An 11,081-nucleotide genomic window follows, 5' to 3' on the forward strand; every position below is an offset into this window, starting at 1 on the left:
GAAGAAGGCATCGAGGGAGATCCCAGTGACGGTCCAGCAGCCCACCAGGTCGGCGCGCAACGCGACGGGTTCCGCCTGGGCTGCTCGTGAGTGGACGCGGGACGAGTGGCTCGCCTACGCGGACCGCCTCCTCGACACCGCCCGCACGCACGCGTCGCCCGGCGCCGGTCGCATCCACTTCCCCGGTGCCGAAGGCGGCTACGGCCACGCGGTCGACGGTCTCGAAGGCTTCGCCCGTACCTTCCTCCTGGCCGGGTTCCGCATCGCCGGTGCGCGCGGCGAGGGCACGGAGGAGCTCGCGGACTTCTACCGCCGCGGCATCGTCACGGGCGTCGACCCGGATGCCGAGGACCGGTGGGTGCGTCTCGACGAGCACGCACAGGCGAAGGTCGAGGCGGCGTCGCTGGCACTCGTGCTCGACATGACTCGTCCGTGGATCTGGGACCGCCTCGACGCCCTCACGCAGGAGCGTGTCATCGCCTACCTCGCGCCCGTCGTGGGCGACGCCACCTACCCGAAGACCAACTGGCTGTGGTTCCGCGTCGTCGTGCAGACGTTCCTGCGCTCGGTCGGCGGGCCCTGGTCGGCCGAGGACATCGCCGACGACCTGGCGCTGCACGACGTGCTGGTGCGCGAGGACGGCTGGATCTCGGACGGCTTCGAGCGCTCGTACGACCACTACGTCGGCTGGGCGCTGCACACCTACCCCGTGCTGTGGTCGCGGATGCAGGGCGCCGGCGAACTCGCCGGCGGACGCACCGCGGACGACCTCGTGCGGCTCGACCGCTTCCTGCAGGATGCCGTGACCCTGGTCGGCGCCGACGGCTCGCCCCTCGTGCAGGGCCGCAGCCTCATCTACCGCTTCGCGGCCGCCGCGCCGTTCTGGGTCGGGGCGATCGCGGAGGTGCCGTCGGTCCCGCTCGGGCAGCTGCGCCGTGCCGCCAACGCCGTCGTCGCGCACTTCGCCGAGCGCACGGTGCCCGCCGCGGACGGCGTCCTCACCATGGGCTGGCATCACGAGTGGCGCGAGCTCGCGCAGTCGTACTCGGGCCCGGGCTCGCCCTACTGGGCGGTCAAGGGCCTGCTCGGCATCTCGCTTCCGGCCGACCACCCGGTCTGGGCGGCCGAGAGCGAGCCGCTGCCGATCGAGGCCGGCGATGACCTGCGCGTCGTGCGCCCGGCCGGCTGGGTGATCTCGGGTACCCGCGCCGACGGCATCGTCCGCATCGCGAACCATGGCACCGACCACGCGGCCGCGGGCAGCCTCGTCGGCGACTCGCCGCTGTACGCCCGCATCGGCTACTCGACCGCCGCCGGTCCCCTGGCGAATCAGCTCGCGTGGGAGGAGCCGCTCGAGCAGTCGGTCGCCCTTCTCGACGCGGCTGGTCGCGCCACGCACCGCGCCGCGATGGACCTGATCGACGTGCGTGTGCAGGACGACGAGGGCGGCCGGCTCGGCATCGCCGCCTCGGTCTCGCGCGCGCACTGGATCACCCTGCGCCCTTCGGCCCAGCGCCACGGCTCGGGCATCGACGGCGACATCGAGGTCGCGGGCGTGGTCGAGGTGCACTCGCTCGTGCGCGGACCGTGGGAAGTGCGCCTCGCGCGCGTCGACTCCCTCGAGCCCGGCATCGACGCCGCGTCCCTCCGCCTCCGGGTCGGCGGGTGGGCGCTGGCCGCCCACGAAGCGCCCCGGTCCTCGTTTGAGGAGCGGCGCCAGGATGAGGACCGAAACGCCGCGCCGGTCTCCTCACCTCGACCCTCGTCCTCGACTGAGGATGACGAAGCCGGGCAGTCGGCCTCGATCATTGCGAACGGCCTGAGCTCCGGCATCCGTCCCCTTCTCGGCCATGGTGCGACCAGCATCGAGACGCGCGAGGACGCCAGCCCCCTGGGACCCGTCGCCGCCGTGCCGGTCGCGACCTACCCGGTGCAGGTCGGCGCGTGGATCGCCACGCTCGTCGAGCTCACCACCGAAGACCTCGCATCGCCCGCCGATGCAACGGCGGCCGTCGCCCTCGCGGCCGACGGCGCTCAGACCACCGTCACGGTCACCTGGCCGGACGGGACGGCGACCACGAGTCGCCTCGCACACCCCGGAACAGCGTCCGTCGCGAACCGGTAACCCGATGGGCCCGAGGACGGGTCCGCAATCACAAAGGAGTACCCCCAGTATGAAGCGCTCATACGCTGCCGCGGCCGGCATCGCCGTGGTCGCCACGCTCGCTCTCGCCGGATGCAGCGGCGGTGGCGAGGAAGCCGCGCCCGAGGAGTCGTCGGGTCCGGTCACGCTCTCGCTCTCGGGCTGGAGCCTCGACACGACGCCGGAGTTCCAGGCGCTCGCCGACGCGTTCCACGAGGAGAACCCCGACGTCACGATCGAGCTCAAGGGCTACGACGCGGCCGAGTACAACACCCTCCTGACCGCCGACCTCGCTGCCGGCTCCGGCCCCGACATCATCACGCAGAAGGAGGTCAAGTTCGTCCCGACGTTCGTCGAGGGCGGCCAGCTCCTCGACGTGTCGGACGTCGAGCTGCCCGACGACATCAGCGGCGCCAAGTCGTACGAGGTCGACGGCACGGCCTACGCGGTGCCCTACCGCAACGACTCGTGGGTCCTGTACTACAACAAGGCGCTGTTCGACCAGGCCGGCGTCGAGTACCCCGACGGCTCGTGGACGTGGGACGACTACAGCGACGCCGCCGCCGCGCTGACCGAGGGCCTCGCAGCTGCCGGCAGCACCGCCAAGGGCACGTACCTCCACAACTGGCAGTCGACCGTGCAGGGCTTCGCCAACGCGCAGTCCGACGGCGACATCCTCAAGGGCGAGTACGAGTACATGGAGCCCTTCTACGACAACGTGCTCGCGCTCCAGGACGGTGGCGACCAGGTCGACTACAACACCGCGAAGGCGAACCAGCTCACCTACCAGGGTGAGTTCGGCAAGCAGAACGCGGCCATGATGCCCATGGGCACGTGGTTCGTCGCGACCCTCATCGCCCAGCAGGCCTCGGGCGACGCCGACGACTTCGAGTGGGGCATCGCGCCCATCCCGCAGGTCGACTCGAAGACCGCGGGTCTCGACAACACCCCGGTGACCTTCGGCGACCCGACCGGCTTCGGCATCAACGCCGGCATCGACGAGTCCAAGGTCGCGGCCGCGAAGAAGTTCCTCGCGTTCGCCGCAGGTGAAGAGGGCGCCGAGGTCCTCGCGCAGATCGGCATCACGCCGGCTCTGCTGACCGACGCGGTCGTCGACACCTACTTCTCGGTCGACGGCGCCCCCACCGACGACCTGTCGAAGTTCGCGTACTCGACGCACGAGGTGCACCCCGAGAACCCGACGTCGAACAAGGCCGCCGCGATCCAGGGCATCCTCGGCGACATGCACACGGCCATCATGTCGGGTTCGACCTCCGTGTCGGACGCGATCAAGGAGGCGCAGGACCGCGTCGCCAACGAGGTCGGCACCGACTGAGCCGCGGCTCGTCCCACCCGTTCCAGCACGCCTCCGGCAGGCTCGCGGACTCTTCCCCGAGCCTGCCGGAAGGCACCCGATCCCGCGGCGCCCGAGGCGCCGACACCGGATCACCGCTGACCGCCCCGCCCCCCAGCGGGCGGGCCGGTCACCGCACCCGCTCTTCTCATCGCACCTGGAGGTCCGCCATGGCGACCATCACCGCCACAGAGGCCGGCATCGCCCCGCCGCCCGTGCGCCGCCGGCGCTCGAGGCTGCGGCTGCGCAACACCCTCATCGGGTGGAGCTTCATCCTTCCCAACTTCATCGGCTTCGGCCTGCTGACGCTGGTCCCCATCGTCGTGCTGTTCTACATGTCGTTCACGAACTGGAACGTCTTCGGCACCGCGAACTGGGTCGGCTTCGCCAACTACCAGCGCCTCATCGGCGACGGCAGCTTCCGCGTCTCCGTCGTCAACACCCTCTACTACTCGGTGCTGCATATCCCGCTGACGATCCTCGTCTCGCTGGGTCTCGCGCTGCTGCTCAACAACAAGCTCCGCGGCGTCGCGTTCTTCCGCACCGCCGCGTTCTTCCCGTACATCACCTCGATCGTCGCGATCGCCGTGGTCTGGAACCTGCTCTTCAGCCCCGAGTACGGCCCGATCAACGAGTTCCTCCGGTTCATCGGCATCCAGAACCCTCCCGGGTGGCTCACCTCCCCCGAGTGGGCGATGCCCGCCGTCGTGATCGTCGGCACGTGGCGCGACATGGGCTACTACATGATCCTGTTCCTCGCCGGCCTGCAGACCGTGCCGCGCGAGCTGCACGAGGCGGCGCGCGTCGACGGCGCCAATGTGTGGCAGCGGTTCGTCAACGTGACGCTCCCCTGCCTGCGTCCCACCATGTTCTTCGTCACCGTGATGCTGACGATCAACTCGTTCAAGATCTTCGACCTGATCCTCGTCATGACCGACGGCGGACCGGGTCAGTCCACCCTCGTGATGTCGCAGTTCATCTACCGCAAGGGCTTCGAAGAGAGCCAGTTCGGCTACGCGTCGGCCGCCTCGGTGGCGCTGTTCTTCATGTGCATCATCGTCACGATCGTGCAGTTCCTCTGGAACAAGAAGCGGAGCAGCTGATGGCCGAGCAGATCAAGGATGCCGACCTCCTGGTCGCCGACTACACCGCGCCCTCCAGCGCGCGTCGGGGCCTGCGCAAGCTCGCCGAAGAGACACCCGAGCCGCCCGTGGCCACCGAGAAGCTGACCCCGGGTCGCCGCGTGGCGCGGATCGCGATGTACGTCGGTCTCGTGATCTTCGCGATCGGGCTGCTGACGCCGTTCGTGTGGATGGTGCTGAGCTCGTTCAAGTCGTCCAACGAGGTGTTCTCGGTGCCGGTGAAGTGGCTCCCCGAGACGTGGGTGTGGCAGAACTACATCGACATCTGGTCCGAGTCGAACATGCTCGTCTGGATCCGCAACACGCTGTTCCTCGCCGTCGTGGTGACGTTCCTGCAGGTGCTCACCGGCTCGTTCGCGGCCTACGGCTTCGCGCGCATGCGCTTCCGCGGTCGCGACGTGCTGTTCCTCCTGTACGTCGGCACCATCGCGGTGCCGTGGCAGTCATACATGATCCCGCAGTTCATCCTGCTGTCGAACTTCAAGGTGTCGAACACCCTCTGGGCGATCATCCTGCTGCAGGCGTTCGGTGCGTTCGGCGTGTTCTTGATGAAGCAGTTCTACGAGACGATCCCCGAGGAGCTCTCCGAGGCGGCACGACTGGATGGCCTCAGCGAGTACGCGATCTGGCGCAAGATCATGTTGCCGCTGTCGATCCCCGCGCTGGCGTCGCTGACGCTGCTGACATTCGTCAACACCTGGAACGACTACCTCGGACCGCTCATCTATCTGCGCGACCCGAACCTCTGGACGATCCAGCTGGGACTCAAGGGCTTCGTCTCGAACCTGTACGACACGAACTACGCGCTGCTGTTCGCGGGCCTCACGATCTCTGTCATCCCGATCGCGATCATCTTCCTGCTCGGCCAGAAGTACTTCGTCGAGGGCATCGCGACGAGCGGGCTGAAGGGCTGACACCGTGAACAACCCCAGCCTCCTCAGCCGGCTCAACGGCCTCGTCTCGCACGAGACGTGGGCGTCCCTCATCGGGATGATCTACCTCGCGCTGATTGTGAACCTCCTCCTGGTCGTCGCGTGCCTGCCGGTGGTGGCACTGCTCGTCACCACCGACCCGGCGTACTCGTGGCCGCTGCTCGCCGTGGCCGCGCCGCTCGCGGCGCCCGGTATCGCCGCCGCGTTCCGGGCGTTCCGCGAGCACGGCGACGGAGCGCGGACGGGTGCGGGCCTCGGCCCCATCCGCGCGTTCGTCGCCGGCCTGCGCGACACGTGGCGCCGTGCGCTGCTGATCGGTGCGGCCGTCACGGCGGTCATCGTGGTGCTCCTCGTGGATGTGCGGATGCTGTCGAGCACGCCCGCCGCAGTGATCACCGTGCCGCTCCTCGGCGTGCTGGCGCTCGTGGCGATCGCGGCGGGCCTCGTGGCCCTCGTCGCGATCGCCGAGGTGCCGACCGCGCGCCTGCGCGACGTGGTGCGCGCGAGCCTGTACCTGAGCCTGCGCCGCTGGTACCTCACCGCGGTCTCGCTCGCCGCCCTGGCCGCGCAGGCCGCCGTGTTCGCCACCGCGCCGGCGCTGGGACTCGGGCTCACGGCATCCGCGGCCCTCTTCTTCGCGTGGACCAACTCGCGCTACACGCTCCGCCCCGTACTCGATCTCGACGAGAAGGCGACCGCGCAGGCCTGAGGCCCGCGGCATCCGTCCTCCCCTCGCACTTCAGAAGGATTCCCTCCGCATGACGTCCACCTCGCCCGCTCCGGGCACCAGAGCCACGCCCGCCGATCAGCGCATCGCGGCCGACGACGCGATCACCGCCGCGCTGTCGAGGATCCGCCGCAACATCGCGACCTTCGGGGGCGCATACCCCGACGACACCACGGTGGACGACCGCTACCAGGTGCGCCCCGCCGAGGGCGGCATCCCGGTCGGCGGCAACCGCGGGTGGACCACCAGTTTCCGCACCGGCATGCTGTGGCTCGCGTGGGAGTTCACCGGCGACGCGGCGTACCGCGACGCCGCACTCGTCGACGCGGCCGACTTCGAGCGGCGCGTGCGCGCCGAGGAGGACCTCGACACGCACGACCTCGGCTTCCTCTACACGCTGTCGACCGTGGCCGCCTGGCGGCTGGTCGACGACGAGGACGCGCGGCAGGCGTCGCTGCTCGCCGCCGACCACCTGATGCGCCGCTTCCTCGAGCCCGCGGGCATCATCCAGGCGTGGGGCGACCTCTCCGACCCGGCGCAGCGCGGCCGCACGATCATCGACAGCCTCATGAATATGCCGCTGCTGACATGGGCGCATGAGCAGACCGGCGAGGGGCGGTTCGCCGACGCGGTCGCGCGGCACACCGCGCAGCTGCGCGAGCACATCCTGCGCGAGGACGACTCGACGTTCCACACGTTCTACTGGGATGCCGAGACCGGCGAGCCGCTGCGCGGTGCCACCGAGCAGGGCGCGTTCGACGAATCGTGCTGGGCCCGCGGGCAGGCGTGGGGCATCTACGGCTTCGCGATGAACTACGCGGTGACCGGCGACGAGCGCCTGCTCGACGCATCCCGTCGCTGCACCGAGTACTTCCTGCGCCACCTCCCCGCCGACGAGGTGCCCTTCTGGGACCTCGTCTACACCGACGGCAGCGACGCGCCGCGCGACAGCTCCGCCGCTGCGATCGCGGTGTGCGGTCTGCTCGAGCTCGCCAAGGTCGAGACGGATGCCGCGCGCGCGGCCGAGTGGACGGCACGGGCGCATGCGATGCTCGCGTCGCTCATCGCGAACTACACGCCCGCGACCCCCGAGGACTCGGACGCGCTCATCCTGCATTCGGTGTACGACCTGCCCAAGGGCAACGGCGTCGACGAGGGCACGCTCTGGGGCGACTACTTCTACCTCGAGGCGCTGATGCGCGTGGCCCGCCCCACGTGGAGGAAGTACTGGTGAGGCTCGTCACGTACGCCGGCTCCGACGGCGGCGCGCGACCCGCTGCCGTGGTCTCGGGCGCCGAGGGTGACCGGGTGCTGGACCTCGGCGATCTCGCCGGCTCGGTCGAGGACCTGCTGCCGGATGCCGCGGCCCTCGCGGCGGCGCGCGAGAGGGTGGCGGCCGCCGACCCGTCGGTCCTGCCGGTGTTCGATGCTGCGGCACTGGCCGCCCCGGTGACGCCCGGAAAGATCCTGTGCCTCGGCTACAACTACCGCGGGCACGTGCCGGACGGTGTCGATCCGACCGCGAACGACCCCGAGTACCCCGACGTGTTCGTGAAGACCCCGAACACGCTGGCGGGCCCGAACGAGCCGGTCGTGATCCCGCCGGGGGCGATCGACGTCGATTACGAGGGCGAGGTGGCGGTCGTCATCGGCCGGCGCGCGCAGCGCGTATCGCTGGAGGACGCGCTGGACCACGTCGGCGGGTACACGATCCTCAACGACGTGTCGGACCGCGCGTGGCAGCGGCGGCAGAGCCAGTGGGCGCTCGGCAAGTGCTCGGACGGCTTCGCACCGCTCGGCCCGTGGATCGTGACGCCCGACGAGGTGCCCGACCCGCAGGACCTCCTCGTCGAGGTCGTGCGCGACGGCGTCGTCACGGTGTCGCAGTCGACGTCGACCACGATCTTCAGCGTGGCGTACGTCATCCATCACCTCAGCCAGGTGCTGACGCTCGAGCCGGGCGATATCGTCTCGACCGGAACCCCGCAGAAGCTGCCCGCCGCCCAGGAGACGCACCGCCCGCTCGCCGACGGCGACGCGGTGACGGTGCGCATCTCGGGCATCGGGGAGCTCACCACCCGTTTCGTCGCCGCTCAGGAGGCCGCCGCATGATCCTCGATTCGTTCCGCCTCGACGGCAAGGTCGCACTCGTCACCGGCTCGAGCCGCGGCCTGGGTCAGGGCGCAGCGGTCGCGCTGGCCGAAGCAGGCGCCGACGTCGCGCTGCTCGACCGCGGCGACGCGTCGGCCACCGCGGACCTCATCGCCGCGACCGGCCGCCGCGTCCACCGCGTGCAGCGCGACCTCGTCTCGGCGGCCCCCGACGAGCTCGCCTCGGCGGTCGACGAGGTGATCGCCGAACTGGGCGGGCTCGACATCCTGGTCAACAACGCCGGCACCATCCGCCGTGCGCCCGCCGCCGAGTACCCGCTCGGCGACTGGGACGACGTGCTCGCGGTCAACCTCGACGCCGTGTTCCACCTGTCGCAGGCCGCGGGCCGCCACATGCTCGCTCAGGGGAGCGGTCGCATCATCAACGTCGCGTCAATGCTGTCGTTCCAGGGCGGCATTCTGGTTCCGGCATACACCGCGTCCAAGCACGCCGTCGCCGGACTCACGAAGGCGCTCGCGAACGAGTGGGCCTCGGCCGGCGTCACGGTCAACGCCGTGGCCCCCGGCTACATGGCGACCGACAACACCGCGCCGCTGCGCGCCGACGAGGACCGCGCCGCATCGATCCTCTCGCGCATCCCCGCAGGACGCTGGGGCGAGGCATCCGATCTGCAGGGCGTGTTCGTGTTCCTCGCCTCGGACGCCGCGGCGTACCTGACCGGCGCCGTCATCCCCGTCGACGGCGGCTGGCTCGTCCGCTGACCACTCCCCCGCAACACGACTTCACGCACACCAGGAGAGAACCGTGACCCAGACGCACATCCCGCAGCGCTACGCGACCAACCCCGCCCAGATCCCGGGCATGACCACGCAGGACCTGCGCGACACGTACCTCATCCCCGACGTCTTCGTGCCGGGTGAGATCCGGCTGACGTACACGCACCACGACCGCATCGTGCTGGGCGGTGCCGTGCCGGCCGGCGGCGTGCTCGAGCTCGGCGGCTACCCCGAGATCCGCAGCGACTACTTCCTCGAGCACCGCGAGGTCGGCATCATCAACGTCGGCAGCACCGGCACGGTCACTGCCGACGGCGAGGTCTACACGCTCGTCAAGGGCGCCTGCCTGTACCTCGGCCGCGGCATCCGTTCCGTGTCGTTCGCGGATGCCGGCGGTGAGGAGTCGGGCGCGCAGTTCTACCTGTTCTCGGCACCGGCGCACACCGCCTACCCGTCCGCGCTCGTCTCGCCCGGCGAGGGCACCGTGCGCGAGCTCGGCGACCAGCTCACCTCGAACCGCCGCACGCTCAACCAGTACATCCACGAGAACGGCGTCAAGAGCTGCCAGATCGTCATGGGTGTCACCGAGCTGCACCCGGGCTCCATGTGGAACACCATGCCCGCGCACACCCACGACCGCCGCACCGAGTGCTACCTGTACTTCGACCTGCCCGAGGACGCCCGCGTCATCCACCTCATGGGGGAGCGCGAAGAGACGCGTCACCTCGTGATTGCCGACCGTCAGGCCGTCATCTCGCCGTCGTGGTCGCTGCACTCGGGCGTCGGCACCTCGTCGTACACGTTCATCTGGGCGATGGCGGGCGAGAACCAGGCCTTCGACGACATGGATGCCGCGCCCGTCACCGACCTGCGCTGACGGATGCCTCTGCCTGACTACGCTGGGGCGATGCCCATGACCCTGCTCGCGATCGGCGAGACGATGGCGATGGTCACGCCGGTCGTCGCGATGCCCGTGACGGACGCCGACGCGTTCCTGCTCGACGCGGGCGGCGCCGAGTCCAACGTCGCCGCCCACGTGGCCGCGCTCGGCCACCGCGCCATCTGGTTCAGCCGCCTGGGCGACGACGCGCTCGGCCACCGCATCGCGCGGCAGCTCACCGCCCGCGGTGTCGACGTGTCGCGGGTCGTGTTCGACGACGCCCACCCGACCGGGTTGTACGTGAAGGACCCCGGCAACGGCGTCCTCTACTATCGCCGCGGCTCGGCCGCCGCCCATTTGAGCGACGCCGACGCCGATGCGGTGGCGTTCGACGGCGTCGACCTGCTGCACGTGTCGGGCATCACGGCCGCCATCTCGGCATCCGCCTCGTCCTTCCTCGCGCGCGTCATGGCGCGCGCACGGGAGCACGGCGTGCCGGTGTCGTTCGACGTCAATCACCGTGCGCCGCTGTGGCATGCCCAGACTGCCGCCCCGGTGCTGCTCGGGCTGGCCCGCGGCGCCGACATCGTGCTCGTCGGCCGCGACGAGGCGGAGACCCTGTGGGGGACCGCCACCGCTGCAGACGTGCGCGTGCTCCTCCCGGAGGTCGCCGAGCTCATCGTCAAGGACGGCGACGTCGGCGCGACCGCCTACGTCGGCGCCGACGAGGTGTTCGAACCCGCCCTGGTCGTCGAGGTCGTCGAGCCGGTCGGCGCCGGCGACGCCTTCGCCGGCGGATACCTCGCCGGACGCCTCTCCGGCGCGCCCGTCCCCGACCGCCTGCGCGCGGGACACGAGCGGGCCGCGCGCACCCTGCAGACCACCACCGACTCGATCGACGAGCCCGCGGCTCCGGGGCCGGTTGCAGACCTGCCGACCTGACCGGTCTGGGGCGCGTCCCGAATGATCGGGGCGCGCGTCGCACGCCCCGGACGTGCGCGGTGCACCCCAAACC

At 70.4% G+C, this 11,081-nt stretch carries 10 protein-coding genes; all 10 read left to right on the forward strand.

All coding sequences use genetic code 11. The features are described 5' to 3' along the window. Window positions 1–25 precede the first annotated feature (25 nt). The 10 genes from Q9R08_RS03565 to Q9R08_RS03610 all read left to right on the forward strand — a co-directional run bounded on the left by Q9R08_RS03565 (window position 26) and on the right by Q9R08_RS03610 (window position 11,008). Complete coding sequence (locus Q9R08_RS03565; RefSeq protein ID WP_308866443.1) at window positions 26–2,125, forward strand: DUF2264 domain-containing protein; 2,100 nt, start codon at window positions 26–28, stop codon at window positions 2,123–2,125. A gap of 49 nt (window positions 2,126–2,174) precedes the next feature. Beyond that, window positions 2,175–3,479, forward strand: a complete 1,305-nt coding sequence (locus Q9R08_RS03570) for an ABC transporter substrate-binding protein (RefSeq protein WP_308866444.1) — start codon at window positions 2,175–2,177, stop codon at window positions 3,477–3,479. A gap of 188 nt (window positions 3,480–3,667) precedes the next feature. Next, window positions 3,668–4,600, forward strand: coding sequence for a carbohydrate ABC transporter permease (locus Q9R08_RS03575; protein ID WP_308866445.1), 933 nt, complete (start codon window positions 3,668–3,670; stop codon window positions 4,598–4,600). Continuing rightward, window positions 4,600–5,553, forward strand: coding sequence for a carbohydrate ABC transporter permease (locus tag Q9R08_RS03580; RefSeq protein ID WP_308866446.1), 954 nt, complete (start codon window positions 4,600–4,602; stop codon window positions 5,551–5,553). The genes Q9R08_RS03575 and Q9R08_RS03580 overlap by 1 nt, the downstream gene beginning before the upstream one ends. Window positions 5,554–5,557: 4 nt before the next feature. Then, window positions 5,558–6,280, forward strand: a complete 723-nt coding sequence (locus tag Q9R08_RS03585; RefSeq protein ID WP_308866447.1) for a ferredoxin-NADPH reductase — start codon at window positions 5,558–5,560, stop codon at window positions 6,278–6,280. A 49-nt stretch (window positions 6,281–6,329) separates the two neighbouring features. Then, on the forward strand, window positions 6,330–7,532 hold the full coding sequence (locus Q9R08_RS03590) for a glycoside hydrolase family 88 protein (protein WP_308866448.1): 1,203 nt from the start codon (window positions 6,330–6,332) through the stop codon (window positions 7,530–7,532). Further along, entirely contained in the window at window positions 7,529–8,410 is an 882-nt protein-coding gene (locus Q9R08_RS03595; RefSeq protein WP_308866449.1) for a fumarylacetoacetate hydrolase family protein, read from the forward strand. Before Q9R08_RS03590 ends, Q9R08_RS03595 begins: the two co-directional genes overlap by 4 nt. Continuing rightward, a complete protein-coding gene (gene kduD / locus Q9R08_RS03600; RefSeq protein WP_308866450.1) occupies window positions 8,407–9,171 on the forward strand; it encodes a 2-dehydro-3-deoxy-D-gluconate 5-dehydrogenase KduD in 765 nt (254 codons plus the stop codon). The genes Q9R08_RS03595 and kduD overlap by 4 nt, the downstream gene beginning before the upstream one ends. 43 nt (window positions 9,172–9,214) lie before the next feature. After that, window positions 9,215–10,063, forward strand: a complete 849-nt coding sequence (gene kduI / locus Q9R08_RS03605) for a 5-dehydro-4-deoxy-D-glucuronate isomerase (protein WP_308866452.1) — start codon at window positions 9,215–9,217, stop codon at window positions 10,061–10,063. A 30-nt stretch (window positions 10,064–10,093) separates the two neighbouring features. After that, window positions 10,094–11,008 (forward strand): sugar kinase, encoded by a 915-nt coding sequence (locus tag Q9R08_RS03610; RefSeq protein ID WP_308866453.1) that lies wholly within the window; start codon window positions 10,094–10,096, stop codon window positions 11,006–11,008. The last annotated feature ends 73 nt before the right edge of the window (window positions 11,009–11,081 follow it).

This window comes from Microbacterium psychrotolerans, assembly GCF_031085295.1.
GTDB classification, from domain to species: domain Bacteria; phylum Actinomycetota; class Actinomycetes; order Actinomycetales; family Microbacteriaceae; genus Microbacterium; species Microbacterium psychrotolerans.

Excerpts from the sequence above, each read along its gene's own strand:
- Q9R08_RS03570 (WP_308866444.1), top strand. The coding sequence starts at position 2,175 with ATGAAGCGCTCATACGCTGCCGCGGCCGGCATCGCCGTGGTCGCCACG.
- Q9R08_RS03575 (WP_308866445.1), top strand. The coding sequence starts at position 3,668 with ATGGCGACCATCACCGCCACAGAGGCCGGCATCGCCCCGCCGCCCGTG.
- Q9R08_RS03580 (WP_308866446.1), top strand. The coding sequence starts at position 4,600 with ATGGCCGAGCAGATCAAGGATGCCGACCTCCTGGTCGCCGACTACACC.
- Q9R08_RS03590 (WP_308866448.1), top strand. The coding sequence starts at position 6,330 with ATGACGTCCACCTCGCCCGCTCCGGGCACCAGAGCCACGCCCGCCGAT.
- kduD (WP_308866450.1), top strand. The coding sequence starts at position 8,407 with ATGATCCTCGATTCGTTCCGCCTCGACGGCAAGGTCGCACTCGTCACC.
- Q9R08_RS03610 (WP_308866453.1), top strand. The coding sequence starts at position 10,094 with ATGCCCATGACCCTGCTCGCGATCGGCGAGACGATGGCGATGGTCACG.